The organism is Acinetobacter marinus, from assembly GCF_900096915.1.
Classification (GTDB): Bacteria; Pseudomonadota; Gammaproteobacteria; order Pseudomonadales; family Moraxellaceae; genus Acinetobacter; species Acinetobacter marinus.
The window spans coordinates 65837-92254 of the sequence record NZ_FMYK01000007.1 but is presented as its reverse complement, the minus strand read 5'-3'; the positions used below and the strand labels follow the sequence as shown (position 1 = coordinate 92254).

At 42.9% G+C, this 26418-nt stretch carries 21 protein-coding genes and 1 tRNA gene; 12 read left to right on the top strand and 10 right to left on the bottom strand.

The window, feature by feature from the left end; all coding sequences use genetic code 11:
- Positions 1-74: 74 nt before the first annotated feature.
- The 6 genes from BLQ60_RS11635 to BLQ60_RS11610 all read right to left on the bottom strand — a co-directional run bounded on the left by BLQ60_RS11635 (position 75) and on the right by BLQ60_RS11610 (position 10229).
- Positions 75-2225: a TonB-dependent receptor domain-containing protein gene (locus tag BLQ60_RS11635; protein ID WP_092620666.1), complete on the bottom strand. Its 2151-nt coding sequence runs from the start codon at positions 2223-2225 to the stop codon at positions 75-77.
- A gap of 206 nt (positions 2226-2431) precedes the next feature.
- The gene (nfuA, locus tag BLQ60_RS11630) at positions 2432-3070 is read right to left on the bottom strand and encodes a Fe-S biogenesis protein NfuA (protein ID WP_092620663.1); all 639 of its coding nucleotides are present in this window, start codon (positions 3068-3070) and stop codon (positions 2432-2434) included.
- 206 nt (positions 3071-3276) lie between these two features.
- Complete coding sequence (locus tag BLQ60_RS11625; protein ID WP_092620660.1) at positions 3277-4392, bottom strand: cell division protein ZipA C-terminal FtsZ-binding domain-containing protein; 1116 nt, start codon at positions 4390-4392, stop codon at positions 3277-3279.
- Between the two features lie 3 nt (positions 4393-4395).
- Entirely contained in the window at positions 4396-7863 is a 3468-nt protein-coding gene (gene smc, locus BLQ60_RS11620) for a chromosome segregation protein SMC (RefSeq protein ID WP_092620657.1), read from the bottom strand.
- A 364-nt stretch (positions 7864-8227) separates the two neighbouring features.
- Positions 8228-8926 carry a GntR family transcriptional regulator gene (locus BLQ60_RS11615; protein ID WP_092620654.1) on the bottom strand — a complete coding sequence of 233 codons (699 nt, stop codon included), beginning with the start codon at positions 8924-8926 and terminating at the stop codon, positions 8228-8230.
- A gap of 502 nt (positions 8927-9428) precedes the next feature.
- Positions 9429-10229: a sulfite exporter TauE/SafE family protein gene (locus BLQ60_RS11610; RefSeq protein ID WP_092620651.1), complete on the bottom strand. Its 801-nt coding sequence runs from the start codon at positions 10227-10229 to the stop codon at positions 9429-9431.
- Between BLQ60_RS11610 and BLQ60_RS11605 the strand changes: the two genes are divergently transcribed.
- Both BLQ60_RS11605 and BLQ60_RS11600 read left to right on the top strand, forming a co-directional pair.
- A complete protein-coding gene (locus BLQ60_RS11605; RefSeq protein ID WP_092620648.1) occupies positions 10228-11016 on the top strand; it encodes a biotin--[acetyl-CoA-carboxylase] ligase in 789 nt (262 codons plus the stop codon). The two genes, BLQ60_RS11610 and BLQ60_RS11605, sit on opposite strands and share 2 nt — an antisense overlap.
- Positions 11017-11032: 16 nt before the next feature.
- Entirely contained in the window at positions 11033-11770 is a 738-nt protein-coding gene (locus BLQ60_RS11600) for a type III pantothenate kinase (RefSeq protein WP_092620645.1), read from the top strand.
- Positions 11771-11843: 73 nt separating this feature from the next.
- On the opposite strand, the gene BLQ60_RS11595 is transcribed toward BLQ60_RS11600, so the two are convergent.
- Positions 11844-12419 carry a TetR/AcrR family transcriptional regulator gene (locus BLQ60_RS11595; RefSeq protein WP_092620642.1) on the bottom strand — a complete coding sequence of 192 codons (576 nt, stop codon included), beginning with the start codon at positions 12417-12419 and terminating at the stop codon, positions 11844-11846.
- A 116-nt stretch (positions 12420-12535) separates the two neighbouring features.
- Between BLQ60_RS11595 and BLQ60_RS11590 the strand changes: the two genes are divergently transcribed.
- The 3 genes from BLQ60_RS11590 to BLQ60_RS11580 all read left to right on the top strand — a co-directional run bounded on the left by BLQ60_RS11590 (position 12536) and on the right by BLQ60_RS11580 (position 14326).
- Positions 12536-13279 (top strand): SDR family oxidoreductase, encoded by a 744-nt coding sequence (locus BLQ60_RS11590; RefSeq protein WP_092620639.1) that lies wholly within the window; start codon positions 12536-12538, stop codon positions 13277-13279.
- A 39-nt stretch (positions 13280-13318) separates the two neighbouring features.
- The gene (locus BLQ60_RS11585) at positions 13319-13906 is read left to right on the top strand and encodes a 2-hydroxychromene-2-carboxylate isomerase (RefSeq protein ID WP_092620701.1); all 588 of its coding nucleotides are present in this window, start codon (positions 13319-13321) and stop codon (positions 13904-13906) included.
- 207 nt (positions 13907-14113) lie between these two features.
- Complete coding sequence (locus BLQ60_RS11580) at positions 14114-14326, top strand: helix-turn-helix domain-containing protein (RefSeq protein WP_092620636.1); 213 nt, start codon at positions 14114-14116, stop codon at positions 14324-14326.
- 204 nt (positions 14327-14530) lie between these two features.
- On the opposite strand, the gene BLQ60_RS11575 is transcribed toward BLQ60_RS11580, so the two are convergent.
- Together BLQ60_RS11575 and cysS are read right to left on the bottom strand one after the other, a co-directional pair.
- A tRNA-Gly gene (locus BLQ60_RS11575) sits at positions 14531-14606 on the bottom strand.
- Positions 14607-14833: 227 nt separating this feature from the next.
- Positions 14834-16273, bottom strand: a complete 1440-nt coding sequence (gene cysS, locus BLQ60_RS11570; RefSeq protein ID WP_092620633.1) for a cysteine--tRNA ligase — start codon at positions 16271-16273, stop codon at positions 14834-14836.
- 99 nt (positions 16274-16372) lie between these two features.
- Here cysS and BLQ60_RS11565 point away from each other — a divergent pair, with 99 nt between their 5' ends.
- The 6 genes from BLQ60_RS11565 to BLQ60_RS11540 all read left to right on the top strand — a co-directional run bounded on the left by BLQ60_RS11565 (position 16373) and on the right by BLQ60_RS11540 (position 24464).
- Positions 16373-16750, top strand: a complete 378-nt coding sequence (locus tag BLQ60_RS11565; protein WP_092620630.1) for a VOC family protein — start codon at positions 16373-16375, stop codon at positions 16748-16750.
- 49 nt (positions 16751-16799) lie between these two features.
- Positions 16800-17216, top strand: coding sequence for an SMI1/KNR4 family protein (locus BLQ60_RS11560; protein ID WP_092620627.1), 417 nt, complete (start codon positions 16800-16802; stop codon positions 17214-17216).
- Positions 17217-17367: 151 nt separating this feature from the next.
- A complete protein-coding gene (locus BLQ60_RS11555) occupies positions 17368-18651 on the top strand; it encodes an exonuclease SbcCD subunit D C-terminal domain-containing protein (protein WP_092620624.1) in 1284 nt (427 codons plus the stop codon).
- Between the two features lie 17 nt (positions 18652-18668).
- The gene (locus BLQ60_RS11550; RefSeq protein ID WP_092620621.1) at positions 18669-22319 is read left to right on the top strand and encodes an AAA family ATPase; all 3651 of its coding nucleotides are present in this window, start codon (positions 18669-18671) and stop codon (positions 22317-22319) included.
- Positions 22320-22333: 14 nt separating this feature from the next.
- Positions 22334-23455, top strand: coding sequence for an acyltransferase family protein (locus BLQ60_RS11545; protein ID WP_092620617.1), 1122 nt, complete (start codon positions 22334-22336; stop codon positions 23453-23455).
- 187 nt (positions 23456-23642) lie between these two features.
- The gene (locus BLQ60_RS11540; protein WP_092620614.1) at positions 23643-24464 is read left to right on the top strand and encodes a transglutaminase-like domain-containing protein; all 822 of its coding nucleotides are present in this window, start codon (positions 23643-23645) and stop codon (positions 24462-24464) included.
- 79 nt (positions 24465-24543) lie between these two features.
- Here BLQ60_RS11540 and BLQ60_RS11535 read toward each other — a convergent pair whose 3' ends face one another.
- Entirely contained in the window at positions 24544-25227 is a 684-nt protein-coding gene (locus tag BLQ60_RS11535; RefSeq protein ID WP_092620611.1) for a YggS family pyridoxal phosphate-dependent enzyme, read from the bottom strand.
- Positions 25228-25378: 151 nt separating this feature from the next.
- Here BLQ60_RS11535 and BLQ60_RS11530 point away from each other — a divergent pair, with 151 nt between their 5' ends.
- Positions 25379-26416 carry a type IV pilus twitching motility protein PilT gene (locus BLQ60_RS11530; RefSeq protein ID WP_092620608.1) on the top strand — a complete coding sequence of 346 codons (1038 nt, stop codon included), beginning with the start codon at positions 25379-25381 and terminating at the stop codon, positions 26414-26416.
- Positions 26417-26418 lie beyond the last annotated feature (2 nt).

Sequence of the window (26418 nt, the reverse complement as noted above, 5' to 3'; positions counted from 1 at the left end):
TAAATTTGATGATGAAAAGAAAAAAGCCCTGTCTTTGAATTGACAAGGCTTTTCAGCAATCTTAAGCGAACAAATTAGAACTGCGTAGAAAAACTAATTCCATAACGACGCCCATCTAGCACTTGTGCACCATCTGCATCTTCCGCAGTTTTATCAGTTAGGTTATACACGCCAAATTTGCCTTTTAAATAATCGGTGAATTTATAGTTGAACCCTAAATCAATAAAAGTATAGCCTGGCAATGGTTCTGACATACTAGAACGTCCCAAATACGGTGTGGTTTCACCGCGGTAATGTAAGCGTGTCCAGATATTTAACGCATCATTCACCTCATGATCAAAACCAATATTGAATAGATGTTCAGGCATCCCATTTAATGGCTGACCTTTAAAACTGCCAGACTTGATTTCCGTATCCGTGAAAGTATAGTTCGCATTCATGGTTGTATAATCTGACAAATCTGCATCCAAAGTCACTTCAACGCCTCGAAGCTCTGCTTCATCAATGTTTTCACGGGTGCTGATAAAGGCAAATGGAATGCCATTTTCTGAGCACGTCCACGTTGAGGCATCGTTGCGATCGTAGTTGCTATTGGTGGTTGAGTCACATTCACGAATTTCTGAAATACGATCTTCAAACTTGGTGAGATAACCTGTCAACGAGGCATGGACATAATCATTTTTCCAGTGGAAGCCAAGCTCGGTAGATGTGCTTGATTCTGGTTCAAGGTCAGGATTGGCTTTGATAATGGCACGACCTGTCGACAATGGCGAGCCACCACCACCTGTGACTTGGTAGAAACCATCGGTGACCGCACGAATATCAGGTTGCTTATAGCCTGTAGATACCCCACCTTTGATGGTGAATTGATCGGTGAGGTTATATACCCCATAGATTCGTGGCGAAATATTTCCCCCATAGTGCTCATCATAGTCGTATCGAGCACCAGCAGTGAGGTTAAATTTATCGGTAATCTGCCATGTATCTTCTAAGAATGCCGCAGCCGACCAACGGGTCAACTCGCTAAACTCTGGTACCAATGGATTACGGTTGGTTGCTTTGTCAATCAGGCTTTCATCTTTATAATAGCCACCAAATGACAGCGTATGATTACCCAATGTCCAGTTCCATTGGCTATTTGCGGTGATGGTTTCAAGTTCAATGCCTTTGGTGCCAACCACGGTATTTTCACGGTCTGGGTTTTTTGAGTCCTCATATTGCACGTATGACGTGCTGTCTAGGTTGTCCGAGTATTCACCATGATGTGTCAATGCATAGACACTCCGAATACTACGACTCGATGAAGATGTGCCTGTGTCAGCAACCGTTTTACCTGGTGTAGACTCGCCGTCTTGATTGACAAAGTTGGCGTCCAAAGCTAAATCATGAGCATCATTAATCACATAAGTCCATTTGGTATTTAGACTTTCTGTAGTGTGCCCGCCAAATCCGTTGAGATAGCTATCTTCTTTACGTTCTAAACGGTTCAGACCAATTTGCACACCGAATTTATCATCGATAATTGGTCCAGAAAGGTAGGCTGAGGTATTGTAAATATTGCCTGCATTACCATGATCTTGTAGCGTTGCACCAACCTCTGCACTCCCCGTCCAGACATCAGAGACTTTTTTGGTAATGATGTTGATCACCCCACCCATTGCCTCTGAACCATACAAGGTCGATGCAGGACCACGGATAATTTCAATGCGCTCAATCGCAGCGATCGGTGGCAGAATATTCTTTTCCATCCCATAATCATCACCATTCGGGTTGGTATCCCGTGCAAACTGACGCTTACCATCGACCAAAAATAAAGTGTAATCCGAAGACATCCCTCGAATACTGATCCCTTGCGAATCATTTCCACCAGTTACCACCACCCCAGGTGCATTACGCAACACATCGGTAATGTCATTATATTCACGTTTATCCAATGCTTCACGATCAATCACCGTAATCGATGCAGGCGCTTGTACCAAATCTTGTTCATAACCTGTTGCGGTAACCACAATGGTATTGAGCTTGACCACGTTATCTTCTGTTGCAGAAGCATTCTCTGTTGTAGACACGTCCTCTGTTGTTGAGCCATTTGCGTCATTTTCTGAAGTACTGGCTGCAGTTGTGGAGGTACTGTCCACATCTTCTGCTGCAAAGCTCGGCGCTGAAATAAAATAAGTCGCAGTTATTGCCAGTGCAAGTGCACTTTTGGAGAAAGTCTTCAACATAGGAGAACCCATCTAAACCGTAAAAATTGAACAATGAATAACAAAACAACGCAAATCATACCAAATTTATTCACATTGTAAAGCTAAATAATAATATTTATCATTAAGCTAGTTATTAAAATACTGCGCTTTGCTATATTTCACTCATCATATGCATAAAAAAAAGACCACCGTAGTGATCTTTCTAATTTGCTGAATTGAATCGCTTATTTCATATATGCGCCATCATTTTGCGTGTGATCCGTTTTATCAATCACACGTGCCAGCTCAGGAATGTGCGATTGCAAAGTGGTTTCTACACCTTGCTTTAAGGTCAAATCAATCGCCGAGCAGCCCTGACAACCACCACCAAACTGCAATACCGCTGTTAAGCCATGTTCTTTGTCTTCATATACTTCAAGCAGACTACAGTTCCCACCGTGTCCTGCCAGACCTGGATTGATCTCCGCTTGAAGTACATAGGCAATGCGCTCTTCGATCGATGCATCTGGTCCAACACGTGGCACTTTAGAATTCGGTGCTTTAAAGGTTAATTGTCCGCCAAAGCGATCTTTGTTGTAATCAATCACAGCATCTTTGAGATAGGGAATAGACGGTGTGTCGATAAATGCAGGAAAATCAGGATAATCTTGCTTGTAATCGGTCGGCACCACATCTTCTGGCGCACTATACGCCATACAGCATTCCGCACGTGCTGTACCGGGGCTTTCAACAAAAATACGCACACCAATCCCTGGAGTATTTTGCTTCGCCAATAAATCTTTCAAATACTCCTGCGCCGTTGGGGTGATGATCATGTTTGGAATTTGATCGGCATCAGTTGAATTTGTGACTTGGTTAGACATACATCTTACTCCTAAAATTTCTGTGTATATGATACAACATTTCGCATTTAAATTTGAGTAAAACAGTCAGATTTAAACGATGATCCAAATAGGAAATGCCTGTTAAGCACAATTTCAACGCCCCAAATAACTTTTAGCACATAAAAAAACGCATAAAAAAGCGCATCCTTTTGATGCGCATTAAATATTCAAATTTGATTGAGGTATTAAGCGGTAGGTGCTTTATATTCAATCACATAATGACGCCAATGGTCACGAAGTTGTGGGGTGAGTTCTAAGGATTGTTCATCAAACACTAAACCGTCAATGTCTCGTGCCATCAAACCTGCAAGACTCACCATCATGTCAAAGCCTTGTACTGCCTGCGCATTAGGCAAAGCCAAGAAAAATGCTAAACCTTTGACTTCTTCATTCGGTAATGTTTCAAGATCAAAACCTGTCGGCGCACCATCATCATTGATCCGAAGCACACTAAACATCAGTGGGCTCACCGTTTCAGGGTTTTCATAACGATGGAAACAAGACATTTCACCGAAACGTAAGCCATATTTTAACAGGGTTTTCAGCGCACGATCCCCTGACAAAGCTCGCGTCGGATTTGGATAAAGATACAGTGCGATCAATTGCTCTGCTTTTGCCAAAGCACTTTCTTCATCATTGCGATATTGCTCACTGAGGTGCGCATCGAGTACATCACTTTCGCCCTGCCATTCTTCAATTTCAACCGTTTCTAATGCTGTTTCTGTTTCAGTCTCTGCGACAGTGGCTGTTGTCGCATTGTCATCCGTAGCATGGCTCTTGCTTTCAACTTGAGTATCTGCGCTCTGAGGATTTTGAATATCAGCATTTTGCTGGTCTTTTACTACATTTTTTTGATCTGAGTTTTGATCTGAATTTTGATCTAAACTTGGATCTGAGTCTTGATCTAACTGTTCGATAAAGCGTTCAATTTCATCCGCTTGATCAGGAGTGGTCGACTTAGAAGCAACTTCGGTTTGATCGGGTTCAACAACTGGTTTTGATGCCGTTTGAGCGACTGGCTCAACACGAGGTGCAGTTTCAGTCGATGATGGCTGTTGCTCAAAAGTCTGCTCTAACTGTTCTTTTTTAGCAGCATGTTGTAATTGTTCAGCATCATTCGCATCACGATGTTCATCTCGCAAATGCCGTGGGGTAATCGGTTGCTGGCTTTGTGCTTCGATCATCACCTCAGCAGGTTCTTGATTTTCCATTGCTTTTGGTTTTTTGATGATCAGTCGAAAGCCGATAATCACCATCACCACCGCCACGATGATACCAACAATTTCCCAAAGTTGATCCATGCTTTACTCCGTCATCCCGTAAGCCTCTGCTTGTGCAAGACTCACTGCCACCAGTTTTGAGCTACCTGCTTCAGGCATTGTAACCCCCAATAAATCCGTTGCCATTGTCATGGCGAGTTTATTATGTGTAATGTAAATGAATTGCACTTGTTGTGATAGTTCTTTTACCAAATTACAAAAACGATTTACATTGGCATCGTCCAGTGGCGCATCGACTTCATCCAAGACGCAAAAGGGCGCAGGATTGAGGCGAAAAATCGCAAAAACCAATGCCAAAGCGGTCAAGGCTTTTTCACCACCAGAAAGCAATGCCAAGGTGCTATTTCGTTTCCCAGGCGGACGTGCCATCAAACGTACTCCCGACTGCCAATCATCTTCTAGGCTGAGGCTCGCCTCACCACCTGTAAAGACTTTTGGAAATAAGTCTTGTAGCTCTCGATTGATCTGATCAAAAGTTTTCATAAACAATTGCTTGGTTTCTTGATCAATGCTTTGCATCGCGTCTTGCAGTTGTGCTACGGTCTGTTCCAAATCTTGGATTTGATGATCGAGTTCATCGAAACGTGCTTGTTTTTCTTGAAGCTCTTCAAAGGCAACCAGATTCACTGCGCCCATTTTTTGTAATTGCTGTTCAAGCTGTTCCAATTGTACTTTGACTTGAGAAATCTGCACATTCCCCTGCAACTGCGAGCTATCTAATTTGGAAACATCAGTCGCCTGTGCGCCAAGCTCTTCGAGTTGCGACTTGGCATGGTGCTGTTCAGTTTTATGCTGTTGCCATTGCAAGCGTGTATTTTCCAATTGATCACGTAAGGCTTGATCGTCTTGCTGTTGCTTTTGACGCAGATCGCTCAGTTGTTGCTGTTCAGTTTGTAAAGTTGCAATCTCGTGTTGCCATATCTGCCATGCTTTTTCCGATTGATCTGCATCCGCTTGTGCTGTTGCAACATTGGCTTGATATTTTTCTAAACCTGTTTGCAAACGTGCAATCTGCTGTCTTGCACCCAGTTGTTGTTCATCGAGCTGTGCCATTCGCTCTTGATGAAAATCTTGATCTTTATCCATCAACGCCAGTTTCGATTGCAACTGCTGAATGCTTTGCGTGGTGTCTTGCAGTTGTTTTTGATCGGCGTTGGACTGCGCTTGTAAGCTGTTTAATTGTTGTTGATGTGTCGTTGCAAGCTCCTGTCCTGCATCAACTTGCGGTTGCATCTCACTGAGTTTTAACTCAAGTGCTACTTTGTCATATTGAATCTGTTCAAGCTCTGCTTCATCGTCTTGCAATTGGAGTTGTAAAACATGCAATTGCTCTTGATATTGCACAGTATTTTGCGCTTGATGTTCGATTTTGGCTTGTAGCTTGGTTTGCGTGGTGAGTAATTGTTGCTGTGTGTTTTGCCACGTTTTCAGTTGTTGCTGACGAGTGTGTTGCTCCGTTTGAAGATTTTTTAATTCAAGAATGGCTTGATCAAGCTGCTGTTGAATCGGTTTGATCCGCTGTTGATTGTCCTGAAATTGGCGCTGTAAACTTTGCAAATGTTGATGATAATGCAACAGCCCTGCTTGATCTTGATGATCCAAATTCAGGTTAATCCACCAATCTTGCCCAAGCCAATAGCCATCTTCGGTGATGATACTGGCATGTGATGGTAAGCGATTTAAATTTTGCTCTGCATCGGTCAAGTCTTTGGCAATATAAATCCCTTGCCACAGCGGATGAATCGTTGAAGAAATCCATGTACTGAGTTGTTCTAAACCATCAATCTTTGCAACGTCTAAATCTTTACTCAAAATAAGCTGACGTTGCCCTTGATATGACCAATCTAAATCATCGACCACATTGGCTTGTAACCATTTTGCCAAGACTTTTTCGATCAGTTCACTGTGCTGTTTGCCTTGCTCAGTCAGTTGCAATTGGCTGAGCAACGGATGCTCGGCAGAATGCGCCGTATTTTGATTCAGTCCATTCAATAGTTTTTCAGTTTGGCGAATATCAGCTTCGAGATTTTTATGTAGCAATTTGACGTGTTGTTGCTGTTGTTCCAGTTGATTTTTTTGCTGTTGCAACTGCTCAAGCTGATTTTGTTGCTCACTGTGCTTGTGCTGTTCATCATCAATTTTAATTTGCACACTTGCCAATTCGATCTGCACATCATCCAGCTCCAGTTGAAACTCTTGATCTTGCGCTAAGTCCAATTGACTTTGCAAATGTTGTGCTTGCTGTTCGGCACGTTGCCGATTTTTCTGCACCTGCTCATATTGATAGTGCAATTGATTACGCTGTTGTTGCAAGTTGCCTAATGATTGCTTGAGTTGATTGAACTCCTCACCATGTTGCGTCATGCGCACTTGTAATGCCGATAAATCAAAACGGCTCTCTTCGCTCAACTGCTGATATTCAGCCAATGCATCTTGCGCTTTCGCCAATTGCGTGTGTAGATGTTCACGTTCAGATTGTTGTTGATCATATTGCAGTAAAGCGCTTTGCTGTTGTGATTCCGCTTTGCTGATATTGTGCTGTAATCGTTCGATATGCTGTTGATCTTGCTCAAGTTGCCAACGGCTTTGTTGTAATTTTTCTTTGGCAGATTGCCACGCTTTTTGTAGCTGTTCAGACTGCGGAAGTTGCTGTTGCAGTTTTTGCTGTAATAAATGCGCTTCGATTTCTGTCTGTTCTAAGGCTTTGTGCTGTGTTTGATAGTTTTGATTCAGCTCAGCAAGTTGCTGTGCGAGCTTGGCAACCTGTTCACCATGTTGATGAAATTGGCTTGACCACAGTTGTACTTTCAGTTGATGTGCATCGGTTTTGAGTTTTTGATACTTTTCTGCTTGTTCAGCTTGACGATTCAGCGTTTTAATCTGTGATTTGAGTTCTGAGGCAATATCGTGCAATCGTGACAAATTATCTTGTGTATGTTCAAGATGTTGCAAGGTTTCTTTACGGCGTGCTTGATAGCGAGAAATCCCCGCCGCCTCCTCGATAAAGACTCGCATTTCTTCAGGTTTGGCATCAACCAATCGGTTGATCATGCCCTGCTCGATCACTGCATAAGAGCGCGGTCCAAGCCCTGTACCGAGGAAAATATCAGTAATATCTTTACGACGACAACGGGTACCATTTAAGAAATATTCAGACTTGCCATCACGATTGACTTGGCGTTTGACAGCGAGCTCGGTGTAGGCGTTATATGCACCGCCCAATTTCCCCAAAGTATTTTCAAAACGTAGTTCGACACTTGCGACGCTATTTGGCTTACGTGATGCACTACCTGTAAAGATCACGTCTTGCATATTGCCACCACGCAGTTGCTTGGCGCTGGACTCGCCCATCACCCAGCGAATGGCATCAATAACATTGGATTTGCCACAGCCATTCGGTCCGACGATGGCGGAGCGACTATCCTTAAATTGCAAGGTGGTACTGTCTGCAAAAGACTTAAAACCCGCTAACTTGAGACTACTTAAACGCATCGCTTATATAACCTCAATTCGGCATAAGTGATGAGTAACAGTGATCTGGTTCGTGGAGGTGTCAGGCGCATTGTTCGAGGTCAACACATAGTTTGTAAAATACTGTTTTTCAAGATATTGAATTGCTAAACAATACTTGACCGAGTTTGCGCCTGACAAATGGTTTTGCTTACTTTTCCCGAAATGAGAAATATATTTCGTAAGGTAAGTCGAACCGAAGGTTAATCCTAACATATGAATGTAAACCACAAGACCTTGCAAAAAATGCTTTTTCTTTTCAACACCACGCACCACATATTTTATAGAAATTTATCCATTGTAAAAATGAATACGACATATTCTATTCGAACCCAATATCCAAATCTTAGCGCCTTGAGCGACTCGCCCACGCCAATTCGACCTGTTTCATGCGTGCCAAAGACTCCAGCACCAGATTGCGTAAGTGTCGGCAAAAATCATCCATAAATAAAGTGGCTTGTTGTGCATTTCTGCGCAAAATCGCATCAATCACCAATTGAAATAGCGCATATGCCTCTTGAAGCTCACGTTTTGCACTGTTTGAAGTCAAATAATACGCACGGCGGATCGACGGCAAAATGCTTTGATAAATATTGCGCAGATAAAAATTATCCATTTTTTGATTATACGCAGTCAAAAATTCAAAAATCGCTTCATAAAACTCTTCAAAATCACCTGTTCGCACCAGACCAGACAGCGTCTCAAGTAGTGCTTGCATCTGTGCTTGCTCATCTATTTGCCACAAGTCACTGATTTGCTGTACCAAATAGCCGAGTACCAACAAACTGCTTTCAAACAAATAATGAATTTGTCCGCTCGACATCTCCGACACAATCGCGCCACGACGTGGAAAAATCTCAATCAAATAAGTGCGCTCAAGTAGTAACAACGCCTCACGCACTGAACCTCGACTGACATCGAGCTCAGTAGCAATACGCACTTCCTGAATACGCTCGCCCTCGACCAATTCGCCAAGGATAATCTGCTCAGCAATATGTTTGGCGATTTGTTCAGAAAGACCTTCTGCGGATTGAGCGTTTTGCATAGCGCCTCTTTATTCGGTAATTCCCCAAGCTATAGCTCAATCGGGTGTGCACTATAGATCAGGAGTGTTTAATTATTTTCTGTACCATGTTGAATTTTGCACAGCATGTGCTTTGTATTTATCCCAGTCTAGCATGAAACCGTCGACACTTTGTCTAACAATTTTCAATAGTGAATACCGTCTATCGCTTTAGTCAAAAGTGATGTTTACAAAAGTACAGCCTTCGCTCAGATGATGATTCTCTTATCACATTGCATTTATAGAATTTTTTACCACATGCATCACAATGCATATCGGTTTTTTGCATCACATCGATAATAAAATACAATTGTACCCTTCACCCATTTTCACCGATAATAAAGCTATCGAATGTGATGTACATTTTTTATTGAGATTGTATTTATTTTTGCATTCAACATTTTCGTTTTTCGGCCTAGCCTCCCCAATGGCTAGGCTTTTTTTTGCCTGTTTTTCCCTAAAAATGCATGGCTGCGTAGCCTGTTTAGAAAAATCCTTTATAAATAAAGAATGTACCCACCACCGAAAGCAAACACGCAAAGCATTTTTTTAACATCGCAGGTGACAGTTGATGTGCCACTTTTGCGCCCAGTTTTGCAGTGATAAAGCTCATGCAACTAATGCCAATAAAAGCATAAATATGCACATAACCCACTGCACCTTTGATCGGCTCAGCCGTTTGTGCGCCAAACCACATAAAGCCCAAAGCGCCAGCGACTGCGATCGGTAAGCCACATGCTGCCGAGGTCGCCACTGCATTTTGCATTTGCACCCCATGACGGTTGAGATAAGGCACAGTCAGACTACCACCGCCAATGCCGAAGATCGCCGATGCCACACCGATCCCTGCACCAGCACCAATTTGTGCTGCTTTGGATGGCAGTTTCGCCGTTGGATCAATTTCCACTTTTGCGGTACGAAACATACGCCACGCCACCCAAAAGGCAAAAAAGCCCACAATCAGTTGCAAACCATGCTCAGGCAACAAATCCGCCACACCCGCACCGAGAAATGCCCCAATGATCAAACCAGGCGCCAGATTGCGAAACACTTGCCAAAGCACCGCCCCTTTCTTATGATGCGCAGACAAGGAGCTGATCGAGGTAATGATAATGGTTGCCAGCGATGTCCCAAGTGCCATATGCATCACGATCGTCGGCTCATAACCTTGCTGTAAAAAGACCAAATACAGTATCGGCACAATGGTCAAGCCACCACCCACACCAAACAAGCCCGCAGTAAATCCTGCCGCTGCACCAATCAACAAATATATGAGTAAAGTCATGGATCGAACCTTTTGCATCCAAAGCCCAGAAACCGAGCAACAATTACTCAGCGCCTTACTGGAACGCCACCATGCTACGCTAGAGCGGATAATTTGCAAGTCCAATACACGCTCGACCAACGATGATGTACGCACCTTACATGAACAAGGCGTGCAATCTGCACTTGTGATCAGTCATCAACAAAGTCATGGGCGTGGACAACATCAACGTGAATGGCTGTCTCCACAAGGCAATATTTTTTTGAGTGCGCTGTTTTCGCTTGAACGTCCTGTTGATGGGCGTTTTGCGTTGGAATGTGGTTTAAATATTCTGCACACAGCCACTTTAGAAAAATTAGATCAGTTACAAATTAAATGGGCAAATGATCTCTACAGCCCACAAGGCAAATGGGGAGGCATTTTGGTTGAACCCATCAATGCACATCAGGTCATTGTTGGTATTGGCATTAATGTCGTGCCTTTTGAGCAAAGTAAAGATATTCAGCAAGCGACCACCAGCCTTACAGAGCTTGGCTTAACACACTATGATCGGATTCAGTTTTTAGCGGAAATTTATCTGGCATTACAGCAAGCGGTGCAATGGTTTAATTTCGGCAGTCAAAATCTTGCACAACGCTTTAATGCTGTTGCTGCGTTTAAAAATCAATGGGTCAATATTCAACGGCAACATCAAGCCGATCTCGTTGGTTATTTTCAAGGCATTCAAGATGATGGCGCAATGCTGATTCGCCAAGATGCAGACGCTACACATACTGTCTGCTATGATGGTCGCCTAATGATTCCATAAAGATTTACTGAAACACATGAATCAACTTTGGCTCGACTTGGGTAATACGCGTTTAAAATATTGGCTTTGTGATGCACAGGGTCAGGTCATTGAACATGCAGCCGAATTGCACCTACAATCCCCTGCCGATTTGTTACTGGGTCTAAGTTCACATTTCCAAAATAAAAATATCAGCTTAATTGGCATTTCATCCGTCTTAGATCAAGCGACCAATCAGCGCATTGAAAAGACCTTAAAACGACTCAAAGCACCGATTTATTTTGCCAAAGTGCATGCCGAATATGCAGACCTAATCACAGGTTATGATACGCCCAATCAGCTCGGTATCGACCGTTGGCTCCAAGTCTTAGCCATGACGCAAAATCGTGGAAACTATTGCATCATCGGTTGTGGCACAGCGTTGACGATTGATTTACTTGAAGAAAAAATACATTTGGGTGGCTATATTCTGCCAAGTTTGTACCTGCAACGTGATTCCCTCACACAAGGCACCAAAGGCATTAAAATCCCCGATCAAGCCTTTGAAAGTCTTGCGGTTGGGCGTAATACCAGTGATGCAGTACATCACGGTATTTTGCTGGGTTTACTTGGTGCAATTCATCAGAGTTTACAGACGCATCCTGATGTTCAACTGATTTTAACAGGTGGCGATGCGCCATTTTTTGCACAACATTTGATGCAATATCAACCGATTGTTGAGTCAGATTTACTACTCAAAGGCTTGCAATATTATGTGTATCATCAGAATAATTGACCTATTAAACGCACTGAACCCATCGGTTTCAGGCAGTAATTTCAACTGATATTTTTAAAGCAACAGTGCGCAGTCAACCCGCCATTTTTGCCAATCGCAAATAATCTTTCACCGTGCTTTTACAGGCTTCTAATACTGCGATTTGTTGTGCTTCATCTGCCATCGCTCGCGCCAAGGTAATCGCACCAACCAATTGTGACATCACAGCCCATGCTTTTTCATCGCTACCCAAATATTTGCGAAATAGCGTATGCCCTTCAAGCAAGCGATCTTGATAAACCTGCTTAATTTCATCATCCGCCCGAGCGATTTCACTTGCAAGCGCAGGCAATGCGCAGCCCTTACCGGCACGCTTTAAATGATTTAAACCGAGATAACGCTCCAGTTCAAAATCAATCCATGCATCTGCCGAGTCATTCGGATTCGCACGCCACATTGCTAAACTTTGCTCTAATTCCGCTTCGACTAAGGCTTTAAATAGTTCATTTTTAGATGAAAAGTGTGAATAAAACGCACCACTGGTCACCCCTGCTTCTTTCATAAAAGCATCTACACCAGTCGCCGAAAAGCCGTGTTGCTTAGCGAGTTGACCGCTGAGCTTTAACAACTCTTTGCGCTTTGCTTCTTTATAACCAGGTTTGTAACGCATCGTGATTGACTCAATTTTGTACTTGACCTGATTTTCATCATAACATAGTATTCGTTATAGTAACGATCGTTATTTAATAGATTAATACCTGATCATCACACCAAATGGAGTTGAATATGACTGCTGATGAAAAAGACAAACCACCTGTAGCACTGATCATCGGTGCAGGCGATGCAACTGGTGGTGAGATTGCCAAGCGCTTTGCCAAAGGGGGTTATACTACCTGTATGACCCGACGCAACGCAGATAAACTCCAATCACTTATCCAACAGATAGAACAATCAGGTGGTCGTGCCTATGGCTTTGCCTCTGATGCTCGTCAAGAAGATCAAGTAATTGAACTCATCGAACACATCGAAGCCAATATCGGTGCGATCGAGATCATGGTATTTAACATCGGCGCAAATGTACCTTGTAGCATCTTGGAAGAAACCGCTCGTAAATATTTCAAAATCTGGGAAATGGCGTGCTTTGGCGCATTTTTAACAGGTCGTGAAGTCGCCAAGCGCATGGTTACACGTGAAAAAGGCACGATCATTTTTACAGGAGCAACCGCTGGCGTTCGTGGTGCGTCACACTTTGCAGCTTTCGCAGGTGCAAAACATGCACTGCGAGCATTGGCACAAAGCATGGCGAGAGAGCTTGGTCCACGCAATATTCATGTGGCGCATGTGGTAGTCGATGGCGCAATTGATACTAACTTCATTGCCACCACTTTCCCTGAAATGTACGCTCGAAAGGAATTTGACGGCATTTTAAATCCTGCACATATCGCTGAAAATTATTGGCATCTTGCACAGCAACCTCGTGATGCTTGGACGCATGAGCTGGATCTCCGTCCGTGGTCTGAAAAATGGTAATGGACACTGAAAAATAATACATTTAAGGAAAAATGAATGATGAAAAATATTGATTTTTATTTTGATTTTGGTAGTCCATATAGCTATATGGCATGTCATCGACTACTGCAAATTTGCAAAAATACAGAAGCACAAATCACGTGGAAGCCGATGCTCCTCGGCGGTGTGTTTAAAGCAACTGGCAACCATTCACCGATGGTGATTCCTGCCAAAGCACGCTACTGCATGATTGATTTACAGCGTTGGTCGAAGCTGTGGCACATTCCGATGCAGATGAATCCTTATTTTCCGATCAACACACTACAATTGATGCGTCTAATCACTGCAATTCATTTGTATCAACCTGACTCCTTTCCACAGGCGATTCAAACCATATTTCATGCCATGTTTGGAGAGCCTCGTAATCTCAATGACGAAGCAGAATTTGAAACATTAGCAAAAGAATTAGGCTTGGACAAAAGAGAAGTAATGACATGGCTCAGCGATGAACAGGTGAAAACTCAATTAAAAGACGTGACTGAAGAAGCCGTTGCTCGTGGCATTTTTGGCGCACCAACCTGCTTTTATCAAGATGAAATCTATTGGGGTGTGGACTCTCTGCACTTTTTAGAATCTGCGATTGATTGAACCTGCTCAACCTTCAACTGATTACGAATAGTTCGTTCGTTGTAATGGATTCGCTCTGATAGCGCTTTGGTTGTCAGATAGGTCTGTGTCATAATGTATTCCTGTAAAGTTGGATTGCATCAAATAAATATTTCATCTGATGTGTGTAATTTACCCTTGAATGTACATAAATACAATGATTTATTCATTGGATTAGAGGAATATATTGTGATTATTTGTAACTTACCTATTCTTTTAGCTGAACGAAGAATGAAGGTTTCTGATCTAATAAGAGGTACAGGGATCAATAAAACGACCCTGCATAAACTTTATAATGATGAGTTAACAAGAATTGATTTTGAAACAATCAATAGAATTTGCGACTTTCTAGACATAGATGTCGGAGATTTATTAAGCTTCAAAAAAAATTCTGAAGAATAATTTAGGCGTGATTTGACCAGCAAAAAAGACGTGGACACTTTCAGTCAATTTTTGGTCACTTTTAGCCACTTTTTTGAAGTCAGGATACAGGGCTTGACTTTTAATAAAACTCAAAATTGAGAAAAGCTGAGTAATACGCCATTCTAAGTGATTGAAAATAGGCATAAAAAAAGCCCCAATCTTGTGATTGAGGCTTTCAGAATTTGGAGCGGGAAACGAGACTCGAACTCGCGACCCCAACCTTGGCAAGGTTGTGCTCTACCAACTGAGCTATTCCCGCTTTGTGGACGCTATTATAGTCATCATATTGTCACCGTCAATTACTTTTTTCACATTTTTCAATTAACTGGCGTTTTTTTAGCACAACAGTTTAATTTCTATCAAATACCGCCTTCGCACCTATAATTAGTGCAATTTAATTTTGCTACAAGGCAACCGAGCGATGACGTACATGTCGTACTTCGAGTGAGGTTAACGCAGTAGCAGAGTTAAAGTGCCTGATTATAGTTAATCGACACGGCGCCAAGTCGTCCCCTGACGACTATCTTCAAGCACCACGCCTTGATCGAGTAAAGCCTGACGAATTGCATCTGCCTCGGCAAAGTTTTTGGCTTTCTTGGCATCAGCACGGGCTTGAATCTGTGCTTCGACTTCGTCATTGGATAAGCTATTTTCTGCACCCACATCTGACTTTAAGAATTCATCAGTATCATGCTGTGCAATATTGAGGATTTCACATAAGGCGTTGAGTGTTGCATAAGCATTGGCTGCTTGTTGCCACTCTTCAGCTTTGATTGCACGATTGGTTTCACGACTCAATTCAAACAAGATCGATAAAGCTTCAGGTGTATTAAAGTCATCCGACATAGCTTTGACAAAGCGTTGATAGGCATCCGTACTTTGTACAAATTCGAGTTTAATCGAGGCTAAAATCTGCTGTACTTCGTCGCTATTTTGCACCGCTTTATTGGTTTGGTAAAAGCGAGTTAAGGCATTTTTGGCTTCTTTGAGTGCACTATCTGAGAAGTTAATCGGACTACGATAATGTGATGACAGGATAAAATATCGAATCACTTCAGGATGAAACTTTTCCATCACATCACGAATAGTAAAGAAATTGCCCAATGATTTTGACATTTTCTCGCCATCGACATTGACGAAACCAACGTGCATCCAGTAGTTGACATATTGCTCGCCCGTTGCGCCTTCGCTTTGTGCAATTTCATTTTCATGATGTGGGAAAATCAAATCACCACCGCCACCATGAATATCAAAATGATTACCTAGGCAACACGTTGACATGGCAGAACATTCGATATGCCAACCTGGACGACCATTGCCCCACGGCGATTGCCAAGATGGTTCAGACGGTTTTGCTGATTTCCACAACACAAAGTCAAATGGATGTTGTTTTTGCACTTCGACATCGACACGCTCACTCGCGCCTGCTTGCATGTCCTCGAGCTTACGCCCTGATAGACGACCGTATTTGGCGAATTTTTCCACCGCATAATAGACGTCGCCATTCGGTGCAGGATATGCCACATCATTCTCAATGAGTTTGTTAATCATATCCTGCATCTGCGGAATATAATCCGTGGCACGTGGCGATTGATCAGGATCAAGACAGCCGAGCGCATGCGCATCTTCATTCATCGCAGTAATAAAACGGTCGGTCAATTGATTGATCGTTTCGCCATTTTCATTAGCACGTTTGATGATCTTGTCGTCGATGTCGGTGATGTTGCGAATATAGTTCACTTTCCAATTTTGAATGCGCAGGAAGCGTGTAATATAGTCAAATGCAACCATCACCCGAGCATGCCCAATATGACAGTAGTCATAGACCGTCATCCCGCAGACATAAAGGTTAATTTCGCCTTCACGTAGCGGTTGGAATGGGGCTTTTTGACGTTGCTCAGAGTTATACAGGACAAATGGTTGCATCGTAATGTTATGGTCTAAAAAATGAATAACGAATCATAACCTATTTCAACTATCCTGAAAAAGCCATCCACGGCATTTTTAGCCGACAAGGAAAATAAAATGAACTCGATCGCTTACTTTGAAATCCAATCCTCTAACCCATCTCGTGATGCTGAATTTTATCAGCAGGTGTTCGGTTGGCGCTTTGAAAAAGTCGAGGGTTTGCCGATTGAATATTATCGGATTGAAAGTGATGGCATGCACGGCGGACTGTTACAACGCCCTTGCCAAGTCCCGCCTGTGGAATATGGCACCAATGCTTATACCTGCTCGATCCAAGTGGAAAGTTTTGATGCCACAGCGCAGAAGATTTTAGAATTGGGAGGACTTGAAGCTATGCCAAAATTCGCCATCGCAGGACGTTGTTGGCAGGGTTATTTTGTTGATTTGGACAATAATGTGTTTGGGATTTTTGAAGTCGATGAGTCGGCGCAATAAATTGACCGCTTGAAAATGAATTGAAATCGCTCTTGGAGAATCTCGATCTATGCCATTTCCAATTGATGAAAAATATATTCTACAAACAGAACACCAGCTCGGACTGATTTTCCCACCCTGTTTTAAAGCAAAAATGATCCAAACGAACGGTGGTGAAGTCATCGCCGATGATGACCTTTGGCAACTCTTTCCCTTCTTCGATCAAGCGGATAAGAAACGTATCAAACGCACCTGCAACCATATTACTGTGGAGACCAAACAAGCGCAAAAATGGCACGGATTTCCCACTGATGCGATTGCCATCGCCAGCAACGGTTCAGGTGATCTACTGATTTTTAAAAAATTGGAAAATGTACAGAGCAATATGCAAACTAATGAACAACAATTGGATGATACGGTATATCGTTGGTCACATGAAACTGCCGAGCTCAAAGTCGTCGCTCAACATTTTGACCAGTTGAAGTAAGACTAAGCACTTTTGCCAGTTTGCCACTTCAGAATAACAAAAAATGATGACGACTGAATATGTCGCACTTCACTGTGAAAAGCTCTTTTCAGCAAGCAATTTATGTTAATTTAGCATCAGTGATTTTTATGGTTTGGGCTGAGTAACTTCGATGACTGTACGGTTTTTTCATACTGCGGATTGGCACCTTGGGCAGTTATTCCATAACTATCCACGTGACTACGAACATACCCAATTTTTGGCGTGGTTAATCGTGCAAATCAAAGAGAAACAACCGCATGCTTTGCTGATCGCAGGTGATATTTTCGATGTAATCAATCCAAGTTCTCAAGCGCAAAAACAACTAAATCGCTTCCTTGCCGATGCGCATGAAGTTGCCCCGCAGATGCAAACCTTGCTGATCGCAGGCAATCATGATTCAGGCTATCGCATTGAGCAGATTGAGCCATTACTCGAAAAATATAATGCAAAAACAGTGGGTTTGGTGCATTGGCATGAAGACAAAACCTTAAATGCCGAGCGCTTGATTCAACCGATTTATGAATTTAATACGGAATCAAATCAACGAGAAATCGTCGCTTGGTGTGTGACTTTGCCCTTTTTACGTCCCGCAGAAATTACAGGATTTAATGCGGATACAACAGACCATCAATCTGCCATTCGCTATATCCATCAGCAACTGATCAATGAAGCCAAGCAACGCCAAACTGGCGATCAAGCCTTGATCATCATGTCGCATGCCCACATGCAAGGCGGGCAAGAGTCTGAATCGGAACGTCCGATCGTGGTCGGCAATCAAGAAGCCTTATCCAGTGATCTGTTTGGTGATGACATCGACTATGTGGCGCTTGGGCATCTGCATAAACCGCAAAAAGTCGGGCAAGATCATATTCGCTATAGTGGCTCACCGATTCCGCTTTCCTTTAGTGAGCGCAACTACCCTCATCAAGTGCTACATATCACCCTTGACCCAAACAAATCTGATGCGCAAAAATTGCAAATCGACGCCTTAAAAGTACCACGCACTATCGACCTAAAGCGGATTACAGGTGAGCTAGATGATGTCATGCAACAACTTCGCACTCTCCCCGCTGAGGTGAAGCAGTGTGAAAATGGCAAAGATGATTTACGGGATTTTCTAGAAATCGAATACATCAGTGACCGCCCTGCACCGCTTGATTTACGCCAGCAGATTGAACAGGCATTACCAGCTAACTGTTACCGACTACTACGGATTCAGCGTAAAACCACAGCACAAAATGCGAATACCAGTACAGCAACCTCAAAAATCGATCTCGCTCCGCCAACACCAACGGAATTATTTCAGCACATCTGGGCAAAACAAGGTTTTAGCGCAGATCAAGCAGTGGAACAGGATTTTCAAAGCGTGCTTGATGAGGCACAACAACGTCAATACCAATCACATGAATCCTAATTGATAAGAATAACACCATGAAAATTCTCTCATTACGCTTAAATAATCTCGCTTCACTTGCCGATGAACAAGTGATTCATTTTGAAGATGAGCCACTAGCGCACGCTGGTTTGATCGCCATCACAGGTAAAACAGGTGCAGGCAAATCCACCATTTTGGATGCGATGTGTCTTGCCCTATTCGATCAAATTCCACGCCTCAAAAGTGCCGAAGGTCAGCTACAAGATGCCAGTGGCAAAAGCATCACCATCAAAGACAGTAGCCAAATTCTGCGTCGTGGTACAGCGGAGGGCTTTGCTGAAGTTGAATTTTTGGCACTCGATCAAAAGCGTTACCTGGCACGCTGGCAAGTGCGTCGTGCACGAGGAAAAATCAACGGCAACTTATTGGTCGATCGCTCAGTCACTGCGCTGGAAGAAGGACGTGTCCTGACCCAGAAAAAGTCAGAATGCACACCGACTGTGGAAAACTTGATTGGGCTGACCTTTGAACAATTCACACGGGCTGTGCTTTTAGCTCAGTCAGAAGTCGGCGCATTTCTTAAGGCAAAAGATCAAGAACGTGCTGATTTATTGGAATATTTGACTAATTCCAATATTTTTCGCTTAGTCAGCCAAGTGGCTTTTGAAAAAACCAAAGAAGCGAGCGATCAGCTAAATAATTTCAAACAAATGATCGGACATATTGAACTACTCAGCGAGGAGCAGGTTCAACAATTAAAAGCTGACGAAGCGGAAAATCAACAGCAACGCACCACGCTACAACTCGAACAAAAACAACTGGAACAGGCACAGCAATGGTTTGTAAAACAACAAGATTTTGCAACACAACTCACGGCACAAAATCAGCACTTACAACAACTTGAATTGCAACGTCCGCAAATCGAGCAAGACAAAACATGGCTTGAACAACTGGAGCAATTCCAACAGATTAGAGCCAGTTTTGATCAATTTGTACAGGCACAACAGCACATTCAACAGGCAAATCAAAGCCTAGAAAAAAATCAAACTGAATTCGCTAAAACTGAACAAGACAAAACGAGATGTTTTGAAATGTTCAATCAAGCTGAAAAATCGGTGACAGATCGGCAACAGCAGATCAAACAATTACAGCCTGATATTGAGCAAGCACAACAACTGGATAATCAGCGTAGCCAATTCGCCATTGCATTTAAAGAGAAAAAACCTGAACTAGAACAACATAATAGCAATCTTAAAATCCAGCAAAGCGAACTTTTGCAACTTGAACAAAACCAATCCAAGATTGAAAAATCGCTTGATCAAGCCAATACGATTTTAAAACAAACCCAAGACATCGACAGCTTTACCCTTGAGCCAAAAGCGAGCTTGGAAAAAATTGATGCGTTTTTACATGAGCAACAGAAGTTGCTACAACTGACACAAAGTATTGATGATTTTAAGGTTGCTGATTTTCATGTCGATAATTTTAATCGAGAAAAGTTTCGTGAATCACTCAATAAATTATCCCAAGACTTCAAAAAACAACAAGATCAATTCGGTGAACTCGCCGAATTTTCTCAAATCGTCGAACAGGCAAAACAGCAATTTCAACGGATTGAGCAACGCAATATTCATGCGCACGGGACGCAACGACTTTTTACGCAGTGCCAAGACGCACAACAGAAAAAGTCGCAACTTACAGCAAATCTCACCCAACAGCAAAGCGCACTGAAACAGCTTAAAGAAAATCAAATATCCGCTGAAAAAGCACATCTTGAAGCTGAAAAAAATTTGGAAAAACTACAACAAATATTGGCTGAGCAACGCCTTTTGCACAGTGAACATATTGAAAATTTGCGTGCACAACTTCAGCCTGAGCAAGCCTGTATGGTCTGTGGTAGCTCGACGCATCCTTTTGTTGATCACAGCGATTTACTTCAGCAAGCCTTAAATCAAGTGCAAGATCAACAACTTGTAGATGCCAAACAACGCAAAACGGAAAAACTGCAACAATTTGAACTGTGCAAGCAGAACTATCTGCAATGTCAACATCAGATTGATTCAATGCAAACGCAATTATTAGAATTAGAAAAGCAACTCAAGCAACTGCAATCTCAACTTGAAACTGATCTGGTTAAAATCGAATTTCATCTTGATTTGTCGACCGACAGTGATGTGCGACAACAGCAATTTGATGCGCAATTGAATACGCTAAAACAACAACAGCATGATGCAGAACGGCATACCAAAACCGTATCTGCACAACTTGCCAACTATCAACATTTGCGCCATCAATTGGAACAACAACAGCGCATTGCCGATCAGCTCAACCAATTGGAAATTGCTGAACATCGTATTCTCGAGCAACTGTCTGAGGCTGGGGATAATACGTGGGAAATGGCATGGAAACAAGATTCGACAAACTCTGCCGAACAATTAAAAGTGCAAATTCAACAACGTGTCAACGTAAAAAATGCGTTGCAAACCCATCAACATGCGCTACAAGATTTACAGAAGAAGCAACATGCCTTACGTGACAAAGTGCAATGGCTTGATACGCAGATTGCAAAGTTAAACAACGAACTCGAACGCATCACCACACAAGGCAAAGAAAACCGTCAACACTTTGCTGAAATCGTGCAAAAGCATTCGGCTAAAACATTCAGCTCAGCCAATGAATGGCTTAAAGACTTAAACCAAGACTTAGAGCGCTTGATCGATCAACGTCAGCACGCTCAAAAATCTTATCAAGATGCAGAATTGCTTTGGCAACAACAACAAAAGCAACGAGATCAAATCCAAAGTGCGCTCGACGTCTATCGCAAGCAAGCCAAACAAGCCGAAACTGAAAAAACCACTTGGCTCGCACAGCATCCACATTTTAATGAACAGCTGATTGAACAATGTCAAAACTCGAACCCAAATGACCTTGTAGAGCTACGCCAACAGATACAACAATTCGAGAATGCTTTGCTCCTGTGTCAAAATGATTTAGAAAAAATTGCACAATTGCAAGTCGCACACCAATCCTCAAAACCAACGTTGGAATTGGCGCAATTAGACAACCAACAACGTCTTTTAAATGAAAAATTAACAGCACTTAATCAACAACTTGAAACTTTGCGCAGTCAGCTGATTCATCATGAACAACAGCTAAAAGCCTATGCCAAATACCAAGCCGAGGTCGAGAAACAACAACAGGAAGCCAATCGTTGGGCGAAGATTTCTGACTTGATTGGCAGTCGTGACGGTGCGAAATTTCAGCGTTATGCACAGCATCATCACTTGGATATTTTACTAGAGTACGCCAATCAGCAGCTGCAACCGCTCGCCCCACGCTATGAGCTACAACGTATTCCCGATAGTCTTGGACTCGCAATCATTGATCATGATATGAATGATGAAACCCGCCCCGTACAGTCCTTATCAGGTGGTGAAACTTTTTTGGTCTCGCTCGCTTTGGCGCTTGCCATCGCCAATATGGCATCAGGCAATATGAAGTTGGAATCGTTATTTATTGATGAAGGTTTTGGCACGCTTGACCCAAGCTCGTTGCATATCGTGATGGATGCACTTGATCGCTTGCAATCACAAGGACGAAAAGTGATTTTGATTTCACATATTCAAGAGATGCATGAACGTATTCCCGTCAAAATCCAAGTCAAAGCCAAAGGTTCGGGTGCCAGTGAAATTCACGTGGTCGGCTAATAGGGTGAATCAACATGCTTGAAAACATCCACTCGCTAAACATTAAATCAGCAAGCGATCTGCCCTTAGACAAAACATTCAGCTTGCAACTGGAAAGTTTACGTGGACTCAGTGCCATCGTGGTGCTGTTTAGTCATGCCTTTCAAGCCTTTATCGCCCCGCAAGATGTGACCTTTTATTCTATTGTGCGTTTGCTCGGTCAATCTGCGGTGATGATGTTCTTTATCCTCAGTGGCTTTTTAATTGGACATTCGATTCAGAAAAACTTACTGCAAAATCATACCTTCTCAATCAGAAAATACGCCAGACAGCGCTTTCGCCGTATTTTGCCCCCGTTTATTTTTGCGCTGTGTTGGATGCTGTTGCTATATCTGCTGGCGCCCTATTGCTTTGCGACTGGAAGTCATGATTTCGAGCTAATCCCCGCCCTGATGATCCGCACAGCGTATGATTTTTCATGGGTAGAGTTGCTTGGCTCGGTATTTTTTGTCAATGAATTTCTGACGCCAACGCTTTATGCCAATGCGCCACTGTGGAGTTTGAGCTATGAAGTCTGGTTTTATGTTCTCGCTGGACTGATGGCGATGTGGCGATACGCCTTTGCACGAGCTGCCTTGGTGATTGTTTTAATCATTTTGTCCTTATTGAATTTGCAATTCTTAGTCTATTTTGGCGTGTGGCTATTGGCATTTGCCTTTTCATTTGATCAAGTGCGCCGTCGTTTAGATGTCCATGCTTTAAAAATCATACAATGGATTTTTGGCATTTTTGCGCTGTGTATTGCGATGTATGATGCCTATCAATTCTTCATCATCGATCAAGTCAAAACCTACCAAGCGAACCTCTTCACCCTATTCAATCCGTGTGTCGGTATTGTCTTTGCGATTTTTCTGCTACAGCTTTATCAAAAACAACGCACTTTTACTCCATTCTGGGTAAGCTCGGCACGCTTTTCTTATACCTTATATGTCACTCATTTTCCGATTTTGCTGTTTATTATGGGTGTGTTTCCGCAGAGTTATATGCACAGTATCGGGCTTTCTATTTTTTCACTGACCATTAGCATGTCGATTTGTATTGCCTTTGCATGGTTGATGGCGAAGTTTTTAGAGCCACAAATCAAAGCAATAACTTAGCGATCTATAGCTTAACTTTCTAAGCCCCTCATTTTTTAAGCATTATCTTTCGTTTATTTGTCATGATTTTAGGATACGATTTGCGCTCATTTCACACCGAATCTTTTCATCTTAATTTATTACAAAGCATTTTGGCATTGCCCTTGCTTGGTGATTTATGATGTGAATACAACACGAGCGTTTGCCTATGCCAACATTTCAAATTGATTGCCTCCTCGAATATCAAGTCCATGAGCCGACCGAATTTATTTTTCAGGTTGAAGCCTCGAAACATGCTTGGCAGAACATTTTGCATGAAGAAATCGTCATCAGCTCGATGTCCAAGGCAATGTCCGAGATGCCTGCCATCGCCATCAAACATTTTGATCGTGATCAAGGCGTGAACCGTTTTGCACGCTTATCCGCACCCGCAGAACAGCTATTTCGCCTGCATTATCAAGCACACGTGGAAACAAGCATTCCCACTCGACCGATCGACGCTGAAGAAAATGCCATTCATTTGCTCCCGTCAGAGACTTTTTACTATCTTGCACCGAGTCGATTTTGCGAGTCGGATCTACTCGAACGCATGGCTCAGCGTACCTTTGGACATATTCCGACGGGCTATCAACGAGTACAAACCATCTGCGACTGGATTTATGCACACATTATTTATGAGTCTGGATCATCGGATCACACTACCTCAGCCAAAGATATTTTGGTGAGTCGTGCAGGCGTGTGCCGAGACTTTGCGCATTTGGCGATTGCGATCTGCCGTGCTTTGGATATTCCTGCACGATTTGTATTTGGCTATATGCCGTTTTATCAAGCCATGCCAGATTTTCATGCAATTTTTGAAGTGTATCTTGGACAGCAATGGGTCTTATTCGATGCCACCAAAATGGGACCGATTGAAGAATTTGTTCGTGTTGGTACAGGCTTAGATGCCAAAGATGTGCCCTTTGCATCGTTCTTTGGACAAGCGGAATTACTCAAAATTCAACCTCAAATCCATAAACTTGAGGCTTAAATTCGATTCGTAAACTGAAAGCAGAAAAACAGACGATTGCGAAATACTTGCTATTGCGACCAATTATTACGACCAATTATTACGAATAGTCTCTTGCACCAAACAGCGCAGTCCCGACACGCACCATGGTTGAGCCCGCTTCAATCGCCTCAGCCATGTCCGCAGACATGCCCATACTCAAAGTATCCCAAAGCTCAGGCTGTGCATGATATTGCTTGACTTGATCAAACAATTGCTTGGTCATTGCAAAGGCTTGCACATGCTCAGGCTTGGGAATCACCATCAATCCTCGCAAATGGATATTTGGCAATCGGCTGATTTTTTCCACCAAATCTGCCACCTCATTGAGTACACAGCCGTCTTTAGACTCTTGTCCATCAATATTGACCTGTAAACAGATATTTAATGGGCCGACATGTTCAGGACGCTGATTTGACAGTCGTTCGGCAATAATCAAGCGATCCACGCCATGCACCCAAGCAAATTTCTCAGCCAAATGTTTGGTTTTATTACGTTGTACATGCCCGATAAAATGCCATTCGATGGCTAAATCTTGTAATTGTTCAATTTTTTCTAAGGCTTCTTGCAGATAATTTTCCCCAAAAGCGTGCTGACCCAATTGATAAAATGCTGCAATCGACTCGGCGGGATGTATTTTCGACACTGCCAGCAAATTCACACTTTGACGCACCCGCCCTGCCTGTTGGCACGCCTGATCAATCTGCCCCTGTACCTGTGCAAGTGATGTGGCAAAATCTGACATGCGCTTTTCCTTAATGAAAATAACAGTTTAATCAACTGAAAATATGAATGCGAAAATCTATGGTCATTCTTCACAAAATTGCTTGGTTTCATGAAGTGAACACCGTATTATTCTAATACATAAATAAGTAGTTTGAATATCAAGGGAACACATGGATATTACAGAACTTTTGGCATTTTCGGTCAAAAACGGGGCATCAGATTTACACCTTTCAGCAGGTCTACCACCGATGATTCGTGTCGATGGTGAGGTAAAGCGTATTAACTTGCCTGCGATGGAGCACAAAGATGTGCACCGTCTCATCTACGACATCATGAATGATAAACAACGTCGTGATTACGAAGAATTACTCGAAACCGACTTTTCCTTTGAAGTGCCTGGTGTGGCACGTTTTCGTGTTAACGCATTTAACCAAAACCGTGGCGCAGGCGCTGTATTTCGTACCATTCCATCCAAAGTATTGACCATGGAGCAACTTGGGCTCGGTCAAACCTTTAAAGATATTGCAGAATATCCACGTGGTTTAGTCTTGGTCACAGGACCTACGGGTTCGGGTAAATCTACCACTTTGGCAGCGATTTTGGACTATATCAATGACAATCGTTATGACCACATTTTGACGGTCGAAGACCCGATCGAATTTGTACACACCTCGAAAAAATGTCTGATCAACCAACGTGAAGTACATCGTGATACCCACGGCTTTAACGAAGCACTGCGCTCGGCACTGCGTGAGGATCCAGACATTATCTTGGTTGGTGAGATGCGTGACTTGGAAACCATTCGCCTTGCACTCACCGCAGCGGAAACAGGTCACTTGGTGTTTGGGACACTGCACACCACCTCTGCAGCAAAAACCATTGACCGTGTTATCGACGTCTTCCCTGCCGAAGAAAAAGACATGGTTCGTGCCATGCTTTCTGAATCACTTCAAGCCGTGATTTCACAGACTCTGCTCAAGAAAAATGGCGGTGGTCGTGTGGCAGCACATGAAATCATGATCGGTACGCCAGCGATCCGTAACTTGATCCGTGAAAACAAAATTGCCCAAATGTATTCTGCGATTCAAACAGGCGCAGCGCAAGGCATGACCACGCTCGATCAGACCTTGAAACAATTGGTTGCCAAAGGTCAGATTACTGCAGCGGCTGCTCGTAATGTGGCAAAATCTCCAGAATCATTTATGTAAGG

Coding starts and splice junctions, on each gene's coding strand:
- BLQ60_RS11635 (WP_092620666.1), bottom strand. CDS start 2,225: ATGTTGAAGACTTTCTCCAAAAGTGCACTTGCACTGGCAATAACTGCG.
- nfuA (WP_092620663.1), bottom strand. CDS start 3,070: ATGTCTAACCAAGTCACAAATTCAACTGATGCCGATCAAATTCCAAAC.
- BLQ60_RS11625 (WP_092620660.1), bottom strand. CDS start 4,392: ATGGATCAACTTTGGGAAATTGTTGGTATCATCGTGGCGGTGGTGATG.
- smc (WP_092620657.1), bottom strand. CDS start 7,863: ATGCGTTTAAGTAGTCTCAAGTTAGCGGGTTTTAAGTCTTTTGCAGAC.
- BLQ60_RS11615 (WP_092620654.1), bottom strand. CDS start 8,926: ATGCAAAACGCTCAATCCGCAGAAGGTCTTTCTGAACAAATCGCCAAA.
- BLQ60_RS11605 (WP_092620648.1), top strand. CDS start 10,228: ATGGATCGAACCTTTTGCATCCAAAGCCCAGAAACCGAGCAACAATTA.
- BLQ60_RS11610 (WP_092620651.1), bottom strand. CDS start 10,229: ATGACTTTACTCATATATTTGTTGATTGGTGCAGCGGCAGGATTTACT.
- BLQ60_RS11600 (WP_092620645.1), top strand. CDS start 11,033: ATGAATCAACTTTGGCTCGACTTGGGTAATACGCGTTTAAAATATTGG.
- BLQ60_RS11595 (WP_092620642.1), bottom strand. CDS start 12,419: ATGCGTTACAAACCTGGTTATAAAGAAGCAAAGCGCAAAGAGTTGTTA.
- BLQ60_RS11590 (WP_092620639.1), top strand. CDS start 12,536: ATGACTGCTGATGAAAAAGACAAACCACCTGTAGCACTGATCATCGGT.
- BLQ60_RS11585 (WP_092620701.1), top strand. CDS start 13,319: ATGAAAAATATTGATTTTTATTTTGATTTTGGTAGTCCATATAGCTAT.
- cysS (WP_092620633.1), bottom strand. CDS start 16,273: ATGCAACCATTTGTCCTGTATAACTCTGAGCAACGTCAAAAAGCCCCA.
- BLQ60_RS11565 (WP_092620630.1), top strand. CDS start 16,373: ATGAACTCGATCGCTTACTTTGAAATCCAATCCTCTAACCCATCTCGT.
- BLQ60_RS11560 (WP_092620627.1), top strand. CDS start 16,800: ATGCCATTTCCAATTGATGAAAAATATATTCTACAAACAGAACACCAG.
- BLQ60_RS11555 (WP_092620624.1), top strand. CDS start 17,368: ATGACTGTACGGTTTTTTCATACTGCGGATTGGCACCTTGGGCAGTTA.
- BLQ60_RS11550 (WP_092620621.1), top strand. CDS start 18,669: ATGAAAATTCTCTCATTACGCTTAAATAATCTCGCTTCACTTGCCGAT.
- BLQ60_RS11545 (WP_092620617.1), top strand. CDS start 22,334: ATGCTTGAAAACATCCACTCGCTAAACATTAAATCAGCAAGCGATCTG.
- BLQ60_RS11540 (WP_092620614.1), top strand. CDS start 23,643: ATGCCAACATTTCAAATTGATTGCCTCCTCGAATATCAAGTCCATGAG.
- BLQ60_RS11535 (WP_092620611.1), bottom strand. CDS start 25,227: ATGTCAGATTTTGCCACATCACTTGCACAGGTACAGGGGCAGATTGAT.
- BLQ60_RS11530 (WP_092620608.1), top strand. CDS start 25,379: ATGGATATTACAGAACTTTTGGCATTTTCGGTCAAAAACGGGGCATCA.